This is a genomic window from Bradyrhizobium sp. AUGA SZCCT0222 (genome assembly GCF_018130205.1).
In the GTDB taxonomy this organism is placed as follows: Bacteria; Pseudomonadota; Alphaproteobacteria; order Rhizobiales; family Xanthobacteraceae; genus Bradyrhizobium.
Window position 1 is genome coordinate 33,268 of the sequence record NZ_JAFCLX010000005.1, and the last position, 21,112, is coordinate 54,379.

The 21,112-nt window shown below is 63.5% G+C and carries 21 protein-coding genes; 8 read left to right on the forward strand and 13 right to left on the reverse strand.

What is annotated here, in order from left to right:
• Positions 1-15: 15 nt before the first annotated feature.
• The 5 genes from JQ629_RS05555 to coxB all read right to left on the reverse strand — a co-directional run bounded on the left by JQ629_RS05555 (position 16) and on the right by coxB (position 4,403).
• Positions 16-657 (reverse strand): cytochrome c oxidase assembly protein, encoded by a 642-nt coding sequence (locus JQ629_RS05555; RefSeq protein ID WP_212411721.1) that lies wholly within the window; start codon positions 655-657, stop codon positions 16-18.
• A gap of 23 nt (positions 658-680) precedes the next feature.
• Positions 681-845, reverse strand: coding sequence for a cytochrome c oxidase system small membrane protein (locus JQ629_RS05560; protein WP_192735385.1), 165 nt, complete (start codon positions 843-845; stop codon positions 681-683).
• A gap of 18 nt (positions 846-863) precedes the next feature.
• Entirely contained in the window at positions 864-1,799 is a 936-nt protein-coding gene (locus JQ629_RS05565) for a heme o synthase (RefSeq protein ID WP_212411722.1), read from the reverse strand.
• A gap of 62 nt (positions 1,800-1,861) precedes the next feature.
• Complete coding sequence (gene ctaD, locus JQ629_RS05570) at positions 1,862-3,481, reverse strand: cytochrome c oxidase subunit I (RefSeq protein WP_212411724.1); 1,620 nt, start codon at positions 3,479-3,481, stop codon at positions 1,862-1,864.
• 79 nt (positions 3,482-3,560) lie between these two features.
• Complete coding sequence (coxB, locus tag JQ629_RS05575; protein ID WP_212411726.1) at positions 3,561-4,403, reverse strand: cytochrome c oxidase subunit II; 843 nt, start codon at positions 4,401-4,403, stop codon at positions 3,561-3,563.
• Positions 4,404-4,887: 484 nt separating this feature from the next.
• On the opposite strand from coxB, the gene JQ629_RS05580 reads away from it, so the two are divergent.
• Both JQ629_RS05580 and JQ629_RS05585 read left to right on the forward strand, forming a co-directional pair.
• Positions 4,888-5,424: an invasion associated locus B family protein gene (locus JQ629_RS05580; RefSeq protein ID WP_249133544.1), complete on the forward strand. Its 537-nt coding sequence runs from the start codon at positions 4,888-4,890 to the stop codon at positions 5,422-5,424.
• Positions 5,425-5,643: 219 nt separating this feature from the next.
• Positions 5,644-5,820 carry a hypothetical protein gene (locus JQ629_RS05585; protein WP_212411728.1) on the forward strand — a complete coding sequence of 59 codons (177 nt, stop codon included), beginning with the start codon at positions 5,644-5,646 and terminating at the stop codon, positions 5,818-5,820.
• Positions 5,821-5,892: 72 nt separating this feature from the next.
• Here the strand turns inward: JQ629_RS05585 and JQ629_RS05590 are convergent, their stop codons facing one another.
• Positions 5,893-6,387 (reverse strand): GNAT family N-acetyltransferase, encoded by a 495-nt coding sequence (locus tag JQ629_RS05590; RefSeq protein ID WP_212411730.1) that lies wholly within the window; start codon positions 6,385-6,387, stop codon positions 5,893-5,895.
• Positions 6,388-6,476: 89 nt separating this feature from the next.
• Between JQ629_RS05590 and tldD the strand changes: the two genes are divergently transcribed.
• The 4 genes from tldD (at position 6,477) to JQ629_RS05610 (ending at position 9,756) form a co-directional block, all read left to right on the forward strand.
• Positions 6,477-7,904, forward strand: coding sequence for a metalloprotease TldD (gene tldD, locus JQ629_RS05595; protein WP_212411732.1), 1,428 nt, complete (start codon positions 6,477-6,479; stop codon positions 7,902-7,904).
• Positions 7,904-8,674, forward strand: a complete 771-nt coding sequence (lepB, locus tag JQ629_RS05600) for a signal peptidase I (protein ID WP_349631211.1) — start codon at positions 7,904-7,906, stop codon at positions 8,672-8,674. The genes tldD and lepB overlap by 1 nt, the downstream gene beginning before the upstream one ends.
• Before the next feature lie 6 nt (positions 8,675-8,680).
• Complete coding sequence (locus JQ629_RS05605; protein ID WP_212411734.1) at positions 8,681-9,019, forward strand: MmcQ/YjbR family DNA-binding protein; 339 nt, start codon at positions 8,681-8,683, stop codon at positions 9,017-9,019.
• Between the two features lie 131 nt (positions 9,020-9,150).
• Positions 9,151-9,756, forward strand: coding sequence for a nucleotidyltransferase family protein (locus tag JQ629_RS05610; RefSeq protein ID WP_212411736.1), 606 nt, complete (start codon positions 9,151-9,153; stop codon positions 9,754-9,756).
• A 100-nt stretch (positions 9,757-9,856) separates the two neighbouring features.
• On the opposite strand, the gene JQ629_RS05615 is transcribed toward JQ629_RS05610, so the two are convergent.
• The 3 genes from JQ629_RS05615 to JQ629_RS05625 all read right to left on the reverse strand — a co-directional run bounded on the left by JQ629_RS05615 (position 9,857) and on the right by JQ629_RS05625 (position 12,571).
• The gene (locus JQ629_RS05615) at positions 9,857-10,411 is read right to left on the reverse strand and encodes a PAN domain-containing protein (RefSeq protein WP_212411738.1); all 555 of its coding nucleotides are present in this window, start codon (positions 10,409-10,411) and stop codon (positions 9,857-9,859) included.
• A 204-nt stretch (positions 10,412-10,615) separates the two neighbouring features.
• A complete protein-coding gene (locus JQ629_RS05620; protein WP_212265282.1) occupies positions 10,616-11,986 on the reverse strand; it encodes a glutamate--cysteine ligase in 1,371 nt (456 codons plus the stop codon).
• Between the two features lie 96 nt (positions 11,987-12,082).
• A complete protein-coding gene (locus JQ629_RS05625) occupies positions 12,083-12,571 on the reverse strand; it encodes a MarR family winged helix-turn-helix transcriptional regulator (protein ID WP_212265283.1) in 489 nt (162 codons plus the stop codon).
• 163 nt (positions 12,572-12,734) lie between these two features.
• On the opposite strand from JQ629_RS05625, the gene gstA reads away from it, so the two are divergent.
• The gene (gstA, locus tag JQ629_RS05630; RefSeq protein WP_212411740.1) at positions 12,735-13,349 is read left to right on the forward strand and encodes a glutathione transferase GstA; all 615 of its coding nucleotides are present in this window, start codon (positions 12,735-12,737) and stop codon (positions 13,347-13,349) included.
• 220 nt (positions 13,350-13,569) lie between these two features.
• Here the strand turns inward: gstA and JQ629_RS05635 are convergent, their stop codons facing one another.
• A complete protein-coding gene (locus JQ629_RS05635) occupies positions 13,570-14,802 on the reverse strand; it encodes an NAD(P)/FAD-dependent oxidoreductase (protein ID WP_212411741.1) in 1,233 nt (410 codons plus the stop codon).
• 229 nt (positions 14,803-15,031) lie between these two features.
• Here JQ629_RS05635 and JQ629_RS05640 point away from each other — a divergent pair, with 229 nt between their 5' ends.
• Entirely contained in the window at positions 15,032-15,352 is a 321-nt protein-coding gene (locus JQ629_RS05640; RefSeq protein WP_212411742.1) for an addiction module antidote protein, read from the forward strand.
• A 212-nt stretch (positions 15,353-15,564) separates the two neighbouring features.
• Here JQ629_RS05640 and JQ629_RS05645 read toward each other — a convergent pair whose 3' ends face one another.
• The 3 genes from JQ629_RS05645 to JQ629_RS05655 form a co-directional block, all read right to left on the reverse strand.
• Complete coding sequence (locus JQ629_RS05645) at positions 15,565-17,781, reverse strand: FAD-dependent oxidoreductase (RefSeq protein WP_212411743.1); 2,217 nt, start codon at positions 17,779-17,781, stop codon at positions 15,565-15,567.
• 130 nt (positions 17,782-17,911) lie between these two features.
• A complete protein-coding gene (locus JQ629_RS05650) occupies positions 17,912-19,120 on the reverse strand; it encodes an acetyl-CoA C-acetyltransferase (RefSeq protein ID WP_212411744.1) in 1,209 nt (402 codons plus the stop codon).
• A gap of 163 nt (positions 19,121-19,283) precedes the next feature.
• Positions 19,284-21,074 carry an acyl-CoA dehydrogenase C-terminal domain-containing protein gene (locus JQ629_RS05655; RefSeq protein WP_212411745.1) on the reverse strand — a complete coding sequence of 597 codons (1,791 nt, stop codon included), beginning with the start codon at positions 21,072-21,074 and terminating at the stop codon, positions 19,284-19,286.
• Positions 21,075-21,112 lie beyond the last annotated feature (38 nt).

Here is a 21,112-nt window from a genome sequence, read left to right on the forward strand (position 1 = left end):
CCGAAATTCCCAAAGTTACAGGCTTCCCTTGCGCTTGTCCGGCTCGCCCGAAGCCACTGGCTTCGGCGCCGGATCACGCACGGGATAGAAGGTGTAGGACAGCGTGATGGTGTTCAGCCCGTCATTTTCGCTGTCGGCGATCAGCGCCGGATCGACGTAGAACACGACCGGCATCTCGCGCTTCTCGCCCGGCGCCATGGTCTGTTCGGTGAAGCAGAAGCAGTTGATCTTCTGGAAGTATGCGCCGACCGTCAGCGGGGTCACGTTGTACGCGGCCTGGCCGACCGTGGGTCGCGCCGCCTGGTTGGTCACATTATAAAATACGGTGACGACCTCGCCGATCCTGACCTCGATCTCGTTCTGCTCCGGCTCGAACTTCCACGGCAGGCCGGCGCCGACATTGGCATCGAACCGCACCGAGATCTTGCGCGCCAGCGGGCCCTGCGAAGGCGCCGAGGTGGCGACCTGGGTAGTGCCGTTGAAGCCGGTGGCGCGGCAGAACCAGTTATAGAAAGGAACGGCGGCATAGGCTGCGCCGACCATGAACACCACGACGAAACCGCAGATCGAGGCCACCATCGCATCGCGCGTCAGGCCGCGGCGCGAAGCCTTGCGGCTTGCCTCCGGTTCCCCTTGCGCGATCGGTTGGTTTGCCATCTCCACCACCCTACATTTCCAGTTTACATGGGCCGAACTAGAACGGCCGGCCCCTTGACCATGGTGACGGCGAAGAACAGCACGACGAGCACGAGGAGCGCGAGCGCAATCGCGACCGACCGCTGGCGCCGGCTTCTTTTCTGCGCCTCGGTGAGGACGATTCCATCTGGCATCCGCTTGTCGTCCATTCCGGTCCCATGCGCCCCCTACCCGATCAAAGCCATGACGCCGCGCACCACGACTTCGAGCAGCAGCGTCGCGAACAGCGCGAACAGGTAAAGGATCGAGAAAGCAAACAGCCGCCTGGTCGCACGCAGCGCCTCGGTACCTTCGCGGCGGCGGTAGACGTTGATCGCCAGCGCCATCATGCCGGCGCCGAGCACCAGCGAGGTGATGCCATAGATCGCGTCGAAATAGCCGAGCGGCCAGGGGGCGACAGCGATCGCGACCAAAACGACCGTATAGAGCAGTATCTGCAGCCGGGTCGCGTCGGGGCCGGCAACGACCGGCAGCATCGGCACGCCGGCACGGGCATAATCGTCGCTGCGGAACAGCGCCAGCGCCCAGAAATGCGGCGGGGTCCAGAAGAAGATGATCAGGAACAGCAGCACCGGCTCCATCGACAGCGAGCCGGTCGCCGCGGCCCACGCCACGACAGGCGGCAGTGCGCCGGCCGCGCCGCCGATCACGATGTTCTGCGCGGTCCAGCGCTTCAGGAGCATGGTGTAGATCACGACATAGAAGAAGATCGTGAACGCCAAGAGCCCGCCCGCGAGCCAGTTGACGAGGATGCCGAGCGTCATCACCGAGAAGAACGCCAGGATCAGCCCGAACGCGGTCGCCTCTTCGCGCGTGATGCGGCCGCGCGGGATCGGCCGGTTGGCGGTGCGCGACATCAACGCGTCGATATCGCCCTCATAGGCCATATTCAGCGCACCGGAGGCGCCGGCGCCGACCGCGATGCAGAGGATGGAAGTGAACGCCAGGATCGGGTGGATATGGCCGGGCGCGATCACGAGGCCGACCAGTGCGGTGAAGATCACCAGCGACATCACCCGCGGCTTCAGCAGCGCGAGGTAGTCGCCGACCTCGGCCTCGGAAATCCGGGGCAACTCGATGGCGTTGTGATCGACGACCGACAAGATTGATCTCGCTAGGTTCTAGGCCGCGGCGCGCCCGAAGGAGCGCGCCGCGAATTGGAGGTTTATTGCACCCGCGGCAGCACTTCGAACTGGTGGAACGGCGGCGGCGACGACAGCGTCCATTCCAGCGTGGTGGCGCCGGGGCCCCACGGATTATCCGCCGCCTGCTCCTTCTTGATGAAGGCATCGATCACGCCATAGATGAAGATCAGCACGCCAAAGCCCGAAACGTAGGAGCCGAGCGAGGACACCAGGTTCCAGCCGGCGAACGCATCCGGATAGTCGATGTAGCGGCGCGGCATGCCTGACAGGCCAAGGAAGTGCTGCGGGAAGAACACCAGGTTGACGCCGATGAAGGTGACCCAGAAGTGCAGCTTGCCGATGGTTTCCGAGTACATGTAGCCGGACATCTTCGGGAACCAGTAGTACCAGCCGGCGAAGATCGCGAACACGGCGCCGAGCGACAGCACGTAGTGGAAGTGCGCGACGACGTAATAGGTTTCCTGCAGCACGCGGTCGACGCCGGCATTGGCCAGCACGACGCCGGTGACGCCACCGAGCGTGAACAGGAAGATGAAGCCGATCGCCCACAGCATCGGCGTCTTGAACTCGATCGAGCCGCCCCACATCGTGGCGATCCAGGAGAAGATCTTCACCCCGGTCGGCACCGCGATCACCATGGTGGCGGCGACGAAATAGGCCTGCGTCGCGCTGGACATGCCGACCGTGTACATGTGGTGCGCCCACACCACGAAGCCGATGCCGCCGATCGCGACCATGGCGTAGGCCATGCCGAGATAGCCGAACACGGGCTTCTTGGAGAAGGTCGAGACGATCTGGCTGACCATGCCGAAGCCGGGCAGGATCAGGATGTAGACTTCGGGATGGCCGAAGAACCAGAACAGATGCTGGAACAGCAGCGGGTCGCCGCCGCCGTCGGCGGAGAAGAAGGTGGTGCCGAAATTGCGGTCGGTGAGCAGCATGGTGATCGCACCGGCCAGCACCGGCAGCGACAACAGCAGCAGGAAAACGGTGACCAGGATCGACCAGACGAACAGCGGCATCTTGTGCAGGGTCATGCCCGGCGCGCGCATGTTGAAGATGGTGGTGATGAAGTTGATGGCGCCGAGGATCGACGAGGCGCCGGCCAGATGCAGCGCCAGGATCGCGAAATCGACCGCCGGTCCCGGATGGCCCGAGGTCGACAGCGGCGCGTACATGGTCCAGCCCGCGCCGACGCCGTTGGCGCCCGGCTCACCCTCGACGAAGGTGGACATCAGGAGCAGCGCGAACGAGGCCGGCAGCAGCCAGAACGAGATGTTGTTCATGCGCGGGAACGCCATGTCGGGCGCACCGATCATCAGCGGCACGAACCAGTTGCCGAAGCCGCCGATCATCGCCGGCATCACCATGAAGAAGATCATGATCAGGCCGTGCGAGGTCACGAACACGTTGTAGGTATGGGCTTCGTGGAACAGCTGGACGCCGGGATACATCAGCTCGATGCGGATCGCGATCGACATCGCCGCGCCAATGACGCCGGCGATGACCGCGAACACCAGGTACATCGTGCCGATGTCCTTGTGGTTCGTCGAATAGACGAAGCGCCGCCATCCGGTCGGATGTGCGTGCGCGTGGTCATCATGGGCGTGATCGTGGTGTGTCGCTGCGCCTGTTGCCATGTTCAAATCCTGCCTTGCAGTCCCTTTTCGGACCTTGCGGTCCCGTCGCCCTTGTCCCGTTGCGCTTGAAGCTGCCCGCTTACTGCGCCACCGCGCCACCAGCCGAGGCGTACGAATTCGCCGGGTTGGTCGCATATTTCTTCTTCGCGGTTTCCACCCAGGCCGCGAATTCCTGATCGCTCACGACCCGCACCGCGATGGGCATGAAGGCGTGATCCTTGCCGCACAGTTCGGAGCACTGGCCGTAGAACATCCCGGTCTTGGTGGCCTTGAACCAGGTCTCGTTCAGACGGCCGGGGATGGCGTCGATCTTGATGCCGAAGGCCGGCACCGCGAAGGCGTGGATGACGTCCGCACCCGTGGTCAGAACCTTGACCACCTTGTTGACCGGCACCACCATCTCATTGTCGACGCCGAGCAGCCGGGGCTTCTTGTCCGCGGCCATCAGCGAATCGAACTCGAACTTGCCGTGATCGGGATAGGCGTAGCTCCAGTACCACTGCTTGCCGGTCGCCTTGATGGTGAGATCGGCCTTCGGCACGTCGAGCTGCAGAAACAGCAACCGGAACGACGGCACCGCGATCGCGACCAGAATCAGCACCGGGATCAGGGTCCAGGCCACTTCGATCAGGGTGTTGTGGGTGGTCTTGGAGGGGACCGGATTGGCCTTGGCGTTGAATTTCACAACAACCATCACCAGCAGCACCAGCACGAACAGCGTGATGATGGTGATGGTGACGAACAGCCAGTTATGGAACCAGATGATGTAGTCCATGACCGGCGAGGCTGATTCCTGCAGGGTCCATTCCCACGGCGCTGGCTGCCCCAATTCGGCTGACGCCGTACCGCCGGCGACAAGGGCCATGCCCGCCACCGCAAATCCCAGCAACCGCCGGCCAATCTGGCCCTTCGACATCTTCATGCCGCTCGCGCTCCCTTGATAAATCCCCAAAGCATCCCCGCCGGATGGCCGGAAATGCCGCACGATCCGCCCCTACAAACAGCCCGCCGGAGGTGGCTTGGATGCACACCTCAAAAGTACCGGGGCCAAATCGCTAGAACGCTTCGAAATCCAGCCTCTCAAACCATAATTCGCAGGCTCTCGCAATGCAGTAGTGGGGACCAAAGCCATGCGTCACCGGCTAATCTCTGCATGTCAGGTTTTCCCGGTGAATCAGGCAAAACCCGCCTTTTTGTCCAGCTGCGCCGCTTGACAGGCGGATTACTGGATGTACGCAAAGGCAGGGTGCGCCGCGGGGACCTGATTCGCCGCTGAAGCACCCTTCCCGGCTTAGTATTAGGCTTGGCATCAGGCTTGGGAATTGCTTCGAGATTTAGCGAAAGACCGCCTTCAAGGCGCCGTCATTACGTATCAGTCCGAGTAATCATTCAGAGGATCGACCCGGATGAGGCGTTCGAAACATCAGGCAGGACGCAAGCCAGGGCCAGGCCGCTGGCTGGGCGGACTGCTCGCCACCGCGCTCCTGCTCGGCCTGACGGAGGCTGCCAGCGCCCAGGGCGCGGTGCGCTCGGTCCATGGCGACTGGCAGATCCGCTGCGACACCCCGCCGGGCGCCCAGGGCGAGCAATGCGCCCTGATCCAGAGCGTGGTAGCCGAAGACCGCTCCAACGCCGGCCTCACCGTGATCGTGCTCAAGACCGCCGACCAGAAGAGCAAGCTGATGCGGGTGGTGGCCCCCTTGGGCGTGCTGCTGCCCTCCGGGCTCGGCCTGAAACTGGACAATCAGGACGTCGGCCGCGCCGGTTTTGTCCGCTGCCTGCCCAATGGGTGCGTTGCCGAGGTCGTGATGGACGAAAAACTGCTCGGCCAGCTCCGCACCGCCAAGACCGCGACCTTCATTATCTTCGAGACCCCGGAAGAGGGCATCGGCTTTCCGCTGAGCCTGAACGGGATCGGCGAGGGGTATGACAAGCTGCCGTGAGGGGCCGGGCGCTCGCCTCAACGTCCGCTTCGCTTAGGCTTTCCGACCACGGCGCAGCCCAAGGGTTCTTCCGCCGACAAAAAAGCGCCGCCAAGGTAGATCCCCCCGTCATTGCGAGCCACCGGGTCGCAATGACGCGGAACGACACAGTGACCTCGCTCACAGCCGAGGCAACGGCAATCCCGCCAAGGTTTCCCCATCAACGCGGAGGAGACCGCCATGACGAATGACCAAACGTTCGAGACCCGTGCAGACGCTGCGAAAAGCGAGCTGACCGGGGAGCAACTCGACATCGTATCCGGCGGCAAATGGTTTGAAATCGTGCGCGTCGAGCACAGTGTGAAGTCCCCGCGAGACGCGGCGTCAGGATTGGCAACCGGGCGCCGCCAGCACTAACCCTGATCTGATTGGGCGTCGTCAGATTTTCGCCGTCAGGTTTTCGCCGTCAGGTTTTTCTTGGCCCTGCCGCTAGAACAGCAGCCCCATCAAAATCAGGTTTTCGTAGCTGCCATCGACCAGGATGGCCTCGCGCTGCACGCCTTCGATCTCGAAGCCGACCTTCTTGTAGAGCGCGATCGCGTTCACGTTGTTTTCCCGGACCGTCAGTTCGACCCGCTGCAGCCCGAAGGCCTGTGCGGCGCCGAGCGCCTGCGCGATCAGGCGCTTGCCGATGCCCCGCCCCCGGAATTGCGGCAAAAGGCCCATGCCGAGAACGCCGTTATGGGCATAAATCGGCCTTGGCTTCGGGGTCACGTCGCACCAGCCGATGACTTCACCGCCCGACAGCGCGACAAATTGCGGATAACCCTGTTCGATGATGTCGAGAATGAACGCCCGCGTCGCTTCCAGCGGCGGGGCCTCCAGGAAGGACAGATAGCGCCGCTCCCGCGCCACGATATCGAGGGTCCGGTGAAAGCTGTCGATATGGCCTTGCGTTATCGGAACAATTTCGATCGTAGCCATCGTGCCTGCAACGTGTTGATCCAGCCTCTCGCGAAACTACGAGGAAACAACTATCTTGGTTGCACCCCTCCGACAACGGACTGAATGTAATGACCAACTCCCCCGCTACAACCTCCCTGATCGACCGCGCCAACCTCGACCGCGATTCCGTCCGCCGGGAGATCGCGCGCGGGCTCGAAGGCGCCGACGACGGCGAATTGTTCCTGGAATATGGCCAGACCGAAGCGCTGATGTTCGACAATGGAAGGCTGAAGCAGGCGACCTACGACACTTCGCAGGGTTTTGGCCTGCGTGCGGTCAAGGACGACGCGGTCGGTTACGCGCATTCCTCCGACGTCTCGCTGCCGGCGCTGATCCGCGCTGCGGACGCGGTCGCAGCGGTCCGTGGCGGCTATTCCGGCAGCTTTGCCGCCGCCCCCGCTCACACCAATGTGAGACTCTATGGCGACGACAATCCGCTGGATGCGCCGGGTTTTGAGGCCAAGGTGAAGCTGCTCGCCGAAATCGACGCCTATGTGCGCGACAAGGACCCGCGCGTGCGGCAGGTGACGGCCAGCCTCAGCGCCACCTGGCAGGTGGTGGAAATCCTGCGGCCCGACGGCGAAAGCTACCGCGACATCCGCCCCCTGGTGCGGGTCAATGTTTCCGTGGTTGCCGGCCAGGGCGACCGGCAGGAAAGCGGCAGCAAGGGCTATGGCGGCCGCGAGGGCTATGCGCGCTTCATCGAGACCAAGGCCTGGCGCGATGCCGCCGACGGCGCGATCCGCGAAGCGCTGGTCAATCTGGAATCGGTTCCCGCCCCCGCCGGCGAAATGGACGTGGTGCTGGGGGCCGGCTGGCCCGGCGTCATGCTGCATGAAGCGGTCGGCCACGGGCTCGAGGGCGATTTCAACCGCAAGCAGACCTCGGCTTTCGCAGGCCTGATGGGCAAGCAGGTCGCCGCCAAGGGCGTCACCGTGGTCGACGACGGCACCATGGCCTCGCGGCGCGGCTCGCTGTCGATCGACGACGAGGGCACGCCGACCAACCGCACCGTGCTGATCGAGGACGGCATTCTGGTCGGCTACATGCAGGACCGCCAGAACGCCCGGCTGATGAACATGAAGCCGACCGGCAACGGACGGCGCCAGAGCTACGCCCATGTGCCGATGCCGCGCATGACCAACACCTACATGCTGTCGGGCGGGCGCGACCCCGCCGAAATCCTGGCCTCAGTAAAGAACGGCATCTACGCCGCGAATTTCGGCGGCGGCCAGGTCGACATCACCTCGGGCAAATATGTGTTCCAATGCACCGAGGCCTACAAGATCGAGAACGGCAAGATCGGCGCGCCCCTGAAGGGCGCGATGCTGATCGGCAACGGCCCGACCGACCTGCATCGCATCACCATGGTCGGCAACGACCTCTCGCTCGATACCGGCATCGGCACCTGCGGCAAGAACGGCCAGGGCGTGCCGGTTGGCGTCGGCCAGCCGACGCTGCGGATGGAGCGCATTACGGTCGGAGGAACCGGCTAGTGACGAGCGAAAACGAAACCACGGTCGCAAAACCTTCGAGTTGGCGCGCGCAGGTCGCGCAACTCGCCGCCATCGTGATGGTGGTGTTCGTCGCCAAGGGCGCCTTGGCCGAACCGTTTTACGTACCGTCCGGTTCGATGGAGCCGACGCTGCTGATCGGCGACGCGCTGCTGGCGTCAAAATTCCCCTATGGCTACGGCGCGGCGTCGCTGCCGATCCAGATCACGCTGCCGGAAACCGGCCGCCTGTTCGGCGAGACGCCCAAGCGCGGCGACGTCGTCGTGTTCCGCTGGCCCGGCGACCGCTCGCAGGCCTGGGTCAAGCGCGTGGTCGGGCTGCCCGGCGACCGCATCCAGATGCGGCAGGGCCAGCTCTTCATCAACGACCATGCTGCGACCTTGAAGCCGGATGGCGTGGGTGAAGCCGAAGACGACCGCGGCGGCAGCGAAAAGGCCTATCGCTATGTCGAGACGCTGCCAAACGGGGTCACGCATGCGATCTTCAAGATGCGCGACAACGGCCGGCTCGACAACACGCCAGAGGTAACCGTGCCGACGGGAAAACTGTTCGTGCTCGGCGACAACAGGGACAATTCCGCCGACAGCCGCGTCGCGGTGCGCGACGGCGGCGTCGGCCTGTTGCCGACCGACAATTTGATCGGCCGCGCCGACGCTGTGGTCGGCTCCTGGGATCTCGGCATCCGCAGCCAGCCGGTCTGGACCTGGCTGTCCGGCTTTCGCATGGCGCGGTTTTTCACGTCGGTGCATTGAGAAAGCGTGACCTTCGACGACGTCAGGACGTTCGCGCTGCTGTGGGACGAGGTCGAGGACGGCACGTCCTACGGCACACCGGCGCTGAAGGTGCGCAAGAAGCTGCTGGCGCGGCTCCGCGAAGACCATGACAGTCTTGTCGTGTTCGGCGTTCCCCATGGCGAGCGCGAGATGCTGGTCGAAAGCCAGCCGGGGATTTTTTACTTCACCGACCACTACCGCGATTATCCTATCGTGCTGATTTGCCTCTCGAAGGCCAAGCGCACCATCGTCGAGCCGCTGCTGCGCCGGCACTGGCGCACGCTGGCGTCGAAGAAGGCGGTGAAGGAATACGACGAATCATAGGATAATCCCGTCATTGCGAGCTGCGTAGGGTGGGCAAAGGCGCGCCAGCGCCGTGCTGCACCATCTTTGTTCGACAACTGGAATGGTGGGCACGCTTCGCTTTGCCCACCCTACGGGGCCACGGCAGAGCGATGAACCAGGACGAATTCCTCAACCTTGCGCTGCGCAATCCCGCCAATCAAATCATCGCCGAAAAGCTGTTCGAGCTGGCGCTGCCGGATGCCTGGATCGTGGCGGGATGTCTGGTGCAGACGGTGTGGAACGTGCTGACCAGGCGCGATGTCGGTTACGGCATCAACGATTACGACGTGTTCTATTTCGATCCCGATACATCCTGGGCGGCCGAGGACGCCGTGATCCGCAGGCTGCACGGCGCGCTCGGCAAGCTCGACGCCAAGGTCGAGGCGCGCAACCAGGCGCGCGTTCATCTCTGGTACGGCGAAAAGCATGGCCTGCCCTACCCGCCGCTGCGCTGCTCGACCGAAGGCATCGATCGGTTTCTGACGAGGAATACGCAGATCGGCATCCGCGGCACGCGCAATGGCTACGACGTCTATGCGCCCGATGGTTTCGACGATGCCGCCGGCCTGATCGTGCGGCCCAATCGCGGCCCGAATTTTTCGCCCGAGAGTTATGCGGTAAAGGCGGCGCGATGGAAGACGCTGTGGCCGGAGGTGACGGTGCTGCCGGTGGAGGATTCACTCGACCGTCGTCCCGGCGAACGCCGGGACCCATAACCACAAATGTTTGTGGTGGGTGCGATGGAGCTCCAACGCGTCGCAAAATCAACAACGGTGGTTATGGGCCCCGGCTCAAGGCCGGGGCGACGGAGAGTTTCTACCGCACCACGCCAGAGGTAAACCCGGCCTTGCGCCGCGGCGGCTTGATGTCTTTTTTCAGGAAGCAATGGCCTTCCGTGCCGGCATAGCCCGGCCGCGCATAGGTCCAGGCCCGGCACTTGTTGTCGGCGGTGCAGGCGGCCTTGCAGGCGTCGTCGCCGTCCTTGCTCTTGACGTCGAAATTCTTGTAGTCGCCGCCGAACCGGTCGATCGAGGTTTCGATCGCGCTGTTCCTCGGCTCGACCACGCCGGCGCCGCGCACGCCGGAGACGCAGCAACTGTCCTGGACGCGCGCCGGGACGTTGCTCTTGAGCCAGCACACCGCGCCGCTGGTCAGGTCGGTCGGATAGTTGAAACTCCACGACCGGCAACGCTTGTCGCGTTCGCACACCAGCGCGCAGTCGGCCGGATCGCCCGAGATCACCGGCGAACTCAGATAATCGCCGCCGGGGCGGTCGAAATTGGCCTGCGCCGCGGCTGGGCGTGCGGGTGCTGCCGCCGCCAAAAAGGCGAGCGTCACCAAACACGCCCTGAGCAGGCGGCCTATCCCCATGTGATTGCTTTCGAATGCGCGCGTTCCGAAGGTTGCCATTGGAGCGGCATCAACCTGTACGGCGGATGAACGGCCCAGAAACGCGGCAACGAGCCGAGCGTGATGATCTCATCACGCTCTATCCTTTTGTTTGCGCACGATCTTTCTCGGAAAACCGGTACCCACCCCGCATCAAGTGCGGGGCATGCTTTACCGGATCATGCGCTAGAAAGCGTATTCCTTGTAGGCCGGTTCCACGGAGCCGCCCCAGGCGCCGTTGAATTTCTCCAGCATCTCTTCGGCCGGCGTGCGGCCGGATTCGAGGATCCGCTCCAGCGGCTCGAGGTGACGGCTTTCGTCACGGCCGAGGTGATCGATGCGGCTGCGTCGCCGCAAGCCGGCATGCGACAGCTTCACGCATTCCCGCGCGATTTCGAACAGATAGCGGTCGCGGATCCGGGCCTTGAAGCCGAAGCGCGGCACGTCGTCGCGCAGCGCCTGACGCTCTGCCGCCGTCCAGTGCTTCACGAGATCCCATGCCGCGTCCAGCGTCGTGTCGTCGTACAAGAGGCCGACCCAGAACGCCGGCAGCGCCGGCAAACGGCCCCACGGCACGCCATCGGCGCCGCGCATTTCCAGATAACGTTTCAACCGTACTTCCGGGAAAATCGTCGAGAGGTGATTGGCCCAATCCGACAACGTCGGCCGCTCGCCGGGCAAGGAACTGTTCCTGCCGTCGAAAAAGGCGCGGAACGACGAGCCTGACACGTCGATATAGCTGTCACCGCGCTTGACGAAATACATGGGAACGTCGAGCGCATAGTCGACCCAGCGCTCGAAACCCATGCCGTCCTCGAACGCCCAAGGGATCATGCCGGAACGCGCATTATCGGTATCGCGCCAGATTTCCGAGCGGAATGACAGGAAGCCGTTGGGCTTGCCTTCGGTGAACGGCGAATTGGCGAACAACGCGGTCGCGATCGGCTGCAGCGCCACCGATACCCGCAGCTTCTTGACCATGTCGGCTTCGGAGGAGAAGTCGAGATTGGTCTGCACGGTGCAGGTCCGGTACATCATGTCGAGGCCGTATTGGCCGACCTTCGGCATGTAATTGGTCATGATCTTGTAGCGGCCCTTGGGCATCAGCGGCACCTGCGACCGCGACCATGACGGCGTCATGCCGAGGCCGAGAAAACCGATCCCCAAAGGGGTCGCGATCTCGCGCACCTGCGCCAGATGCGCCATCAATTCCGCCTGGGTCTGGTGCACGGTCTCGACCGGGGCGCCCGACAATTCGAACTGCCCGCCGGGCTCCAGCGAAATCGCGCCGCCGCCGGTGACGTCGTACAGCCCGATGATGTTGCCGTGCTCCATGATCGGCTCCCAGCCGAGCAGAAGCTGCATGCCCTCCAGCAGCGCGCCGATGCCGCGCGCGCCTTCGTATGGCACGGGGTGATAGCCCTCGAGCGTGAACGGGGTCTTCTCGTGCTCGGTGCCGATGCGGAATTCCGACGGCGGCTTCACGCCGGCCGCCAGCCACGCCACGAGTTCGTCGCGCGATTGCAACGGCGTCATATCGATTTGGTCACGCGCCATAAAAAATCCGGATCTTTGGCGATTCGACCGAACGCGCCGTGTGGCAGGGAGCATTGCGGACAGCGTTGTCCGCAAAAACGATAAGATGAAGGCGTATCATCGGGCGGGAACGCCGTCTCGCGCGGCGACTGCCCTGACTTCGCTGCACGAGCAGCCCAGCCGGTCGAGCAGACCGCAGAGCTTGATGGCGTCGGTGTCGGACAGTTTGGAGCCGACGTGTTTTTCGATCGCGGCGGAATAGGCGCTCCACATTTTCTTCTGCAGCTCGCGTCCCGTCTCCGTGATCTCGACGAACTGGCCGCGCTTGTCGATCTTGCATTCGCGCCGCGCCGCCAACCCCTCGTCGACCAGACGGTCGATCAGGCGCGAGGTCGAGTATTGCGGGATCAGCATCTGCTTCTCCAGCTCCACCGGGCGCATCTCGCCGGACGGCGCGCGCGACAATTCCAGCAGCGCGTCATACCAGGCGAGCGGCGGGAAGCCCGCCTTCTTCAAATCCTGCTCGACGGCGTCCAGCACCCGGCTCTGCACCCGCATCAGGCGGATCCAGGCGTTGGTCGCCTCGGTCGATGGTTTGCGTTTCATGGTCTGGTCCGTATCCGTCACAGGTCCGTGTCTGTCACGGGTTAGTGTACCGCACTAAATGCAGCTGCATCAATCTTGACTATTACATGCAGATGCATTTAGTCGTTCCGCGGCCCCAAGCCAAGGTTTCCAAAGGCAAGAACTTCCAAAGGGAGAAAATCCAATGAAATTGTACTATTCGCCAGGCGCCTGCTCGCTGTCTCCCCATATCGCGCTCCTGGAGGCCGGTCTCCCCTACGATCTGGTCAAGGTCGATTTGCGCGCCAAGAAGCTGGAAAACGGCGACGACTATCTGACGGTCAATCCGAAGGGCCAGGTGCCCGCGCTGGCGCTCGACTCCGGCGAATTGGTCACCGAAGGCCCGGTCATCGTCCAGATGATCGCCGATAAAGCCGCGGACAAGAATCTTGCCCCCACCCGCGACCACGCCGATCGCTACAAGCTGCAGGCCTGGCTCACCTATATCAACAGTGAACTGCACAAGAACATCGGCCCGCAGTTCAGCCCGGTGCTCTCCGATGACGCCAAGGCATTCTTCAAGGACCGGGCGATGGGCAAGTTCAGATATGTCGATGGCGAGCTCGCCGGGAACGACTACCTGATGGGCAAGCAGTTCAGCGTGGCCGACGGTTACATGTTCACGATGCTGTCTTGGGCCGAACGGATGAAATGGGATCTCGCGGATCTCTCCAACCTGATGGCCTACAAGGCCCGCGTCGGCGCACGCCCGAAGGTCCAGGAAGCGCTGACCAAGGAAGGCTTGCTGAAGGCGGCGTAAGCGGTTTTTATATCGGAGATAGGAAGAGGGCCGGATCGATGATCCGGCCCATTGTTTTACCCCGCGTCGTCCCGGCGAAGGCCGGGACCCATACTCCGTGACGTTGATTGTTGTAGAAGGTCTCTAACGCCGGCGCTCTTACCGATGGGCCGCGGCGTATGGGTCCCGGCCTTCGCCGGGACGACAACTTTTTTACGCAGCAACCCACAACAAGAACCCATCAGTATCGCGCCGGACTGAACGCCGATGGATCGGTAAACGTCGCCTCGCCGCTCATCATCTCGGCGAGCAGGCGGCCTGTGGTGGGGCCAAGGGTGTGGCCGTGATGACCATGCCCGAAATGCATCCACAGGCCTTTGTGCTTCGGTGCAGCCCCCACGACCGGCAGCATGTCGGGCATGCAGGGGCGGACCCCGCTCCAGGGTTCGGCCTCCACCGCGGTGCCGAGATCGACAAGCCGCCGCGCCGCCTGCTCCGCCCGTTCGAGCTGGCGCGACTGCGACGACCTTTCCGGTCCCATCAATTCGGCGCCCGACGTAATCCGCAATCCCTTCGCCATCGGCGCCATGGCGTATGCGAATTCGGGGTCGTGCAGCGGCAGATTGAGCCTGCCGCCGCCGCTGAAATGCCGATGGTAACCGCGCTTGCGCAGCATCGGAAAGCGATACTCGAACTTTTGCAATAGATCGGGAGACCACGGACCGAGCGACACCACGGCCGCCTCGGCGTCGATCGGGCCATCATCCGACTGAACCGTCCAGCCGGCAGGACTCGGCGTCAACGTGGTCGCATCCCCGTTGACGAAGGTGCCGCCTGCGCGTGTGAACAGATCGGCATAGGCCGATACAAGCCCGCCCGGGTCCGAGACCGTCCATGGGTCGCGCCAGTGAACAGCCCCCGCCCCGGTCTCGTTAAGCCCGGGCTCGGCCGCGGCAAGCTGTGCCGGGCTGATGATTTCCGATCGCACACCGAATTCAGCCGCCAGCATCTCGGCGACCAGCGCCACTTCATCCAGCGCAGCCTGGGTGCGGCGCAGGGAATGATAGCCGCTTCGCTGCACCAGATTGTCCGCGCCGGCTTCCCGGATCAGCACGTCATGCTCGCTTGTCGCCCGTGCGATGATCCGCGCGTAGGCCTGCGATATTTGCTGGTGCCGATCCGGAGCGGAATGCCACCAGTACCGCAGCAAAGGACCAAGATGCCGCGGCAGCCATTTTACGCGGTAATGGACATCGTTGGCGCGCCCTGTTGCGATCGCCGCCAGCGTCGCAAGATCGCGCGGCATCGGATAGGGCCGCACCGCTTCGGCCTGGATGAAGCCGGCGTTACCGTAGCTGGTCTCGCGGCCGGGCTGATTGCGATCGAGCAGCACGACCGACCAGCCGCGGCGCTGTAACTGCAGCGCGGTTGCGACCCCGACCATTCCGGCGCCGAGAACAATCACACTTCGCATTGTTGCGATCACCTTTGCATACGTCAGCGACCTGTCGCCAAGTCCTGCTTCAAAGTCCTGCTTCAAAGTCCTGCTTCAACCAATCTACGAGCAGCTGTACCAGATCGCGACAGTGAAAAAAGCGCGGATGCCCTGCGCAGAATGGCGCTTGACGCCTTGTAGCCTATGGACGACAAATGCCGCTCGTGACTGAGGTGCGTCATAAAGAGCTGAGAGTGGCGGAGACATTGTGGTGACCAAGACAACACGATTTGATGCCGCCGACTATCTCGACACTGAGAAGCGTCAGATTGCCTACATTGCGGCGGCGCTCGAATCCGGTGACGCGGATTTCGTGCGTGACGCGCTTGGCCTTGTTGCGCGCGCGCACGGCATGGCCGGAATTGCAAAGAAGGCCGGCCTGAATCGCGAAAGCCTCTATAAGGCGCTCGGTGAGACCGGAAATCCGGAGTTCGGCACCGTCATGCGCATCGTTCAAGCCCTTGGTCTGACCCTTTCGGCACGCCCGGCGGCGAGCGGAAGGACGCCAAAACCGCGCCGGGTCGCGTAAGCGCGCACAAAACTCTATTCACAAAATAAGGGCCGGATCGATGGATCCGGCCCTTTTTGTTTTAACTGGCGTGCTCTTTCCACATGTCGTCCCGGCGAAGGCCGGGACCCATAACCACAAATGTTCGTGGTGAATGCGACTGCTGCCGCTGCCAATTCCATAGGACACGGCGTATGGGTCCCGGCCTTCGCCGGGACGACGATAGGTTAGCGTTACGCCGCCGCCAGCTTCTTCGGCGGGAAGCGGCCATAGAACGTCTCGCCCTTGGCCGCCATGTCCTCCAGCAGTTTTGGCGGCGTGAAGCGGGAGCCGTATTTGGCCTCTAACTTGTGGCAGAGTTCGACGAACTTCCTGGTGCCCATGAAGTCGATATAGGACAGCGTGCCGCCGGTGAACGGCGCAAAACCGAAGCCGAGGATCGAGCCGACATCGGCCTCGCGCATGTCGGTGATGACGTGATCCTCCACCGTGCGTGCGGCTTCCACCGCCTGCACGACGAGGAAACGCTGCTTCAGTTCCTCGATGTCGAGCGTGTCGGGGTCGAGCTTCTTCGGCTGCAGATCGGCAAGTCCCGTCCACAGGCTCTTCTGGCCCTTGCCCTTCTCGGGATAGTCGTAGAAGCCCTTGCTGTTCTTGCGGCCGAGACGGCCCTGTTTCTCGACCAGCTCCACCATAAGCTTCTTCTGGTCGGGGTTGATCGAGTTCGGCCCGAGATCGGCTTCGGTCGCCTTCATCACCTTGAGCCCGAGGTCGAGCGCCACTTCATCGGAGAGCGACAGCGGGCCGACCGGCATGCCGGCCATCTTGGCGCAGTTCTCGATCATCGCCGGCGGCACGCCTTCGAGAAACATCTCGTTGCCTTCGGCGATGTAACGGCCGACGCAGCGGTTGGCATAGAAGCCTCTGCTGTCGTTGACGACAATGGGCGTCTTGCCGATCATCCGCGTGTAATCCAGCGCCGTGGCAAGCGCCGCATCGCCGGTGTTCTTGCCGACGATGATCTCGACCAGCATCATCTTCTCGACCGGCGAGAAGAAGTGGATGCCGATGAACTTGCCCTGGTCCTTGAACTCCTCAGCCAGCGAGTTGATCGGCAGCGTCGAGGTGTTGGAGGCGAAGATCGCGCCATCCTTCAGGAGCGGCTGCGCCTTGGCGTAGGTTTCGGCCTTTACTTTCCGGTCCTCGAACACGGCCTCGATGACGAGGTCGCAGTCTTTCAGCACGCCATAGTCGGCGGTGGCGCTGATGCGCGACATCACGGCGTCGCGGTCGCTTTCCTTGGCGCGGCCCTTCTTGATGAGATCGTCGATCATGGTTTGGGCGTGGCCCTTGCCCTTGTCGGCGCTGGCCTGGTCGCGGTCGATCAAGACCACGTCGATGCCGGCCCGCGCGGAGACATAGCCGACGCTGGCGCCCATGAAGCCGGCGCCGATCACGGCGAGCTTTTTCACTTTGGTCGGCGGCACGTTTGGCGGACGGCGCGCGCCCTTGTTCAGTTCCTGCATCGACAGGAACAGGCTGCGAATCATCGCGGCGGCTTCGTTGGAGCGCAGGATCTGCGTGAAGTAGCGCGACTCGACGCGGAGCGCCGCATCGATCGGCAACTGCAGGCCTTCGTAGACGCAGCTCATGATGGCGCGCGCCGCCGGGTAATTGTCGTAGGTCTCGCGGCGGTAGATCGCGTTGCCGGCCGGGAACATCTGCATGCCCGCCTTGGAGAACACCGGGCCGCCGGGAAGCTTGAAGCCCTTCTCGTCCCAGGGCGCGACGGCCTTGCCGCCGCCCTTGATCCAGTCCTTCGCCGCCTTGATCATGTCGGCGGGCGGGACGATGGCGTGAATGAGATTGAGCGCCTTGGCGCGGGTGAGGTTAACAGCCTCGCCCTTGAGCAGCAGCTGCATCGCATCGGCAGGCTGCACGATACGCGGCACGCGCTGGGTGCCGCCGGCGCCGGGGAACAGGCCGACCTTCACTTCGGGCAGGCCGAGCCGGGTCTTCGGGTTGTCGGCGGCGACGCGGTAGTGGCAGGCCAGCGTCAGTTCAAAACCGCCGCCGAGCGCCAGACCATTGATCGCGGCGACCCACGGCTTCCCTGAAATTTCGATATTGCGATACACCTGCGAGAAGCGGCGGCTCTGGTCGAACAGCATCTGGTTGGCGGCCTCTTCGCCCTTGGCCTTGAGCAGATCGGCATATTGATGGGCCATGCCTTCGAGCATCGACAGATCAGCGCCGGCGCACAGCGCCTCCTTGCCCGAGGTGATGACGACGCCCTTGACGGCGGCGTCGGCGGTGGTCTGCTTGACGATCTCCTCGAGTTCGGTGGCCGAGGTCTCGTCGAGCACGTTCATCGAACGGCCGGGCGTGTCCCAGGTGACGAGCACGATGCCGTCGGCGTCGGTTTCCAGCTTGAAATTCTTGAAGGCCATGTTGGTCGCTCCCAATGCGATTGCTGCGTAGGGTGGGCAAAGGCGCGCTTCGCGCCGTGCCCACCATTTTCATTCGGTGCTTGTGATGGTGGGCACGCTTCGCTTTGCCCACCCTACGAATTGCCGTCGCCTAGACCCGCTCGATGATGGTCGCGGTGCCCATGCCGCCGCCGATGCACAGCGTCACCAGCGCGGTCGACTTGTTGGTGCGCTCGAGTTCGTCGAGCACGGTGCCGAGGATCATCGCACCTGTCGCGCCCAAGGGATGGCCGAGCGCGATTGCGCCGCCATTGACGTTGATCTTGGAGCTGTCGATGTCGAAGGCCTGCATGTAGCGCAGCACCACCGAGGCAAAGGCCTCGTTGAGTTCGAACAGGTCGATGTCCGACTTCTTCATGCCGGAGCGCTCGAACAGCTTTTCGGTGACGTCGACCGGGCCGGTCAGCATCATCGCGGGCTCGGAGCCGATATTGGCAAACGCGCGAATCCGCGCGCGGGCCTTCAGGCCATGCTTGGCGCCGGCTTCCTTGCTGCCGAGCAGCACGGCGCCCGCGCCGTCGACGATACCGGAGGAGTTGCCGGCGTGATGCACGTAATTGATGCGCTCGACTTCGGGGTGCGACTGGATCGCGACCGCATCGAAACCACCCATCTGGCCCATCGCCACAAATGACGGCTGCAACTGGCCGAGCGACTGCATCGTCGTTGAGGGGCGCATATGCTCGTCCTTGGCGAGGATGGTGAGGCCGTTGATGTCCTTCACCGGCACCACGGAGTTCTTGAAGCGGCCCTCGTCCCAGGCCTTAGCCGCGCGCTGCTGGCTCTGCACCGCGTAGGCGTCGACGTCATCGCGCGAAAAGCCGTATTTGGTGGCGATCAGATCGGCCGAGACGCCCTGCGGCATGAAATAGGCCGGCACCGCCATCGAGGGATCCATCGGCCAGGCGCCGCCGGAGGCGCCGATGCCGACGCGGCTCATGGATTCGGCGCCGCCGCCGATCACGAGTTCATGCTGGCCGGCCATGACCTGGGCGGCGGCAAAATTCACGGCATCGAGGCCGGAAGCACAGAAGCGGCTGATCTGCACGCCGGGGACGGCCTGGCCGAGGCCGGCCTTGAGCGCCGCAAAGCGCGCGATGTCGGAGCCGGCCTCGCCGACCGGATCGACCACGCCGAGCACGACGTCGTCGACGACGTCGACGGCGAGATTGTTGCGCTCCTTCAACGCCCTTAGCGGCACGGTGGCCAGCGCCAGCGCGGTCACTTCATGCAGCGAGCCGTCGGCCTTGCCGCGGCCGCGCGGGGTGCGAACGTGATCGTAGATATATGCCTCAGGCATGGTTTTCTCCCGTTTCGGTGCAGGCCCTGGTCGAGCCAGACGAATTTCAGATTATTCCATCGTCATTGCGAGGAGCGTAGCAACGAAGCAATCCATGCTTCCTTTGTGGGTCTATGGATTGCTTCGCTGCGCTCGCAATGACGATGCGTATTTGCAGGACGCTTCAGAACGCTTCCGCCGCCAATTCCATGGTGGTCGCGCAGCCGGTCTGGATGCGCGCAAGGTGCACCGTCGTTTCCGGCAGCATCCGCTCCATGAAGAAGCGCCCGGTCACGAGCTTGGTGGTCAGATAGGGCGTGGCCCCGCCGGACGCAATCTTGTCCTGCGCCACCTTGGCCATCCGCGCCCACATATAGGCAAAGGTGACGAGGCCGAACAATTGCATGTAGTCGGTGGCGGCGGCGCCGGCATTGTCGGGCTTGGTCAGCGCGTTCTGCATCAGCCAGCCGGTGGCCTGTTGCAGATGGCCGAGCGCGGTCGAGAGTGGCGTCACGAACGGCTTCATCGCCTCGTCGGCACCGTGCTCCTTGGCGAAGGTTCCGACCTCGCCGAAGAACGCCATCACGGCGCGGCCGCCGTCGCGCGGCAATTTGCGCCCGACGAGATCGAGGGCCTGGATGCCGTTGGCGCCTTCATACAGCATGGCGATGCGCGCATCGCGCACGAACTGCTCCATGCCGTGTTCGGCGATGTAGCCGTGGCCGCCATACATCTGCTGCGCCAGCACCGAATTCGAGAAACCGACATCGGTCATCACGCCCTTCATGACCGGCGTCATCAGGCCCATGTGGTCGTCGGCTTCCTGGCGATCCTTCGGGTCGCTTGAGCGGTGGGCGACGTCGCTCTTCAGCGCGGTCCACACCACCATCGCGCGGGCCGCCTCGTTGAAGGCGCGGATCGTCAGCAGCACGCGGCGCACGTCGGGATGCACGATGATCGGATCGGCCGGCTTGTCCGGATCTTTCGCGCCCGTCAGCGACCGGCCCTGCAGGCGCTCGCGGGCGTAATTGACCGCGTTCTGATAGGCGACCTCGGATTGCGCGAGGCCCTGCACCGCGACGCCGAGGCGGGCCTCGTTCATCATCACGAACATGCCCTGCATGCCCTTGTTCTCTTCGCCGATCAGCCAGCCGGTGGCACCGTCGTAATTCATCACGCAGGTGGAATTGCCGTGAATGCCCATCTTGTGCTCGATCGAGCCGCAGGACACGCCATTGCGTGCGCCGAGCGAACCGTCGGCATTGACCAGCACCTTCGGCACCACGAACAGCGAGACGCCCTTGATGCCTGCAGGCGCGCCTTCGATGCGCGCCAGCACCAGATGGATGATGTTGTCGGCGAGATCGTGCTCGCCGGCCGAGATGAAGATCTTGGTGCCCGTGATCTTGTAGCTGCCGTCGGCCTGCTTGGCGGCCTTGGTGCGGAGCAGACCGAGATCGGTGCCGCATTGCGGCTCGGTGAGGTTCATGGTGCCGGTCCACTCGCCCGCCACCATCTTCGGCACGAACATGTTCTTCTGTTCGGGCTTGCCGTGCACCATCAATGCCGCGGTCGCGCCCATAGTGAGACCGCCATACATCGAGAACGCCATGTTGGCCGAGCTCTGGAATTCGGTGACAACCTGGCTCAGCGTGACCGGCAGCCCCTGCCCGCCATATTCTGACGGCGCCGACAGCCCGAGCCAGCCGCCTTCGGCGACCTGCTTGAAGGCTTCCTTGAAACCTTTCGGCGTGGTGACGCGGCCGTCATCGTGGCGGACGCAGCCTTCGAGGTCGCCGACCCGGTTGAGCGGCTGCAGCACTTCTTCGGAAAGCTTGGCCGCTTCATCGAGGATCGCTTCGCGGACATCCGCGGAAGCGTCGGTAAAACCCGGGAGGTTATCGTAGCGGTCGATCTGGAACACGTCGTTGAGCAGGAAGGTGACGTCTTCAACGGGGGCTTTGTAAGTCGGCATGGTGTTCTCCCGGCAGGGACAGAATGAATTGGCTGATA

Excerpts from the sequence above, each read along its gene's own strand:
- JQ629_RS05555 (WP_212411721.1), bottom strand. The coding sequence starts at position 657 with ATGGCAAACCAACCGATCGCGCAAGGGGAACCGGAGGCAAGCCGCAAG.
- JQ629_RS05560 (WP_192735385.1), bottom strand. The coding sequence starts at position 845 with ATGGACGACAAGCGGATGCCAGATGGAATCGTCCTCACCGAGGCGCAG.
- ctaD (WP_212411724.1), bottom strand. The coding sequence starts at position 3,481 with ATGGCAACAGGCGCAGCGACACACCACGATCACGCCCATGATGACCAC.
- coxB (WP_212411726.1), bottom strand. The coding sequence starts at position 4,403 with ATGAAGATGTCGAAGGGCCAGATTGGCCGGCGGTTGCTGGGATTTGCG.
- JQ629_RS05580 (WP_249133544.1), top strand. The coding sequence starts at position 4,888 with ATGAGGCGTTCGAAACATCAGGCAGGACGCAAGCCAGGGCCAGGCCGC.
- JQ629_RS05585 (WP_212411728.1), top strand. The coding sequence starts at position 5,644 with ATGACGAATGACCAAACGTTCGAGACCCGTGCAGACGCTGCGAAAAGC.
- JQ629_RS05590 (WP_212411730.1), bottom strand. The coding sequence starts at position 6,387 with ATGGCTACGATCGAAATTGTTCCGATAACGCAAGGCCATATCGACAGC.
- tldD (WP_212411732.1), top strand. The coding sequence starts at position 6,477 with ATGACCAACTCCCCCGCTACAACCTCCCTGATCGACCGCGCCAACCTC.
- JQ629_RS05610 (WP_212411736.1), top strand. The coding sequence starts at position 9,151 with ATGAACCAGGACGAATTCCTCAACCTTGCGCTGCGCAATCCCGCCAAT.
- JQ629_RS05615 (WP_212411738.1), bottom strand. The coding sequence starts at position 10,411 with ATGGGGATAGGCCGCCTGCTCAGGGCGTGTTTGGTGACGCTCGCCTTT.
- JQ629_RS05620 (WP_212265282.1), bottom strand. The coding sequence starts at position 11,986 with ATGGCGCGTGACCAAATCGATATGACGCCGTTGCAATCGCGCGACGAA.
- JQ629_RS05625 (WP_212265283.1), bottom strand. The coding sequence starts at position 12,571 with ATGAAACGCAAACCATCGACCGAGGCGACCAACGCCTGGATCCGCCTG.
- gstA (WP_212411740.1), top strand. The coding sequence starts at position 12,735 with ATGAAATTGTACTATTCGCCAGGCGCCTGCTCGCTGTCTCCCCATATC.
- JQ629_RS05635 (WP_212411741.1), bottom strand. The coding sequence starts at position 14,802 with ATGCGAAGTGTGATTGTTCTCGGCGCCGGAATGGTCGGGGTCGCAACC.
- JQ629_RS05645 (WP_212411743.1), bottom strand. The coding sequence starts at position 17,781 with ATGGCCTTCAAGAATTTCAAGCTGGAAACCGACGCCGACGGCATCGTG.
- JQ629_RS05650 (WP_212411744.1), bottom strand. The coding sequence starts at position 19,120 with ATGCCTGAGGCATATATCTACGATCACGTTCGCACCCCGCGCGGCCGC.
- JQ629_RS05655 (WP_212411745.1), bottom strand. The coding sequence starts at position 21,074 with ATGCCGACTTACAAAGCCCCCGTTGAAGACGTCACCTTCCTGCTCAAC.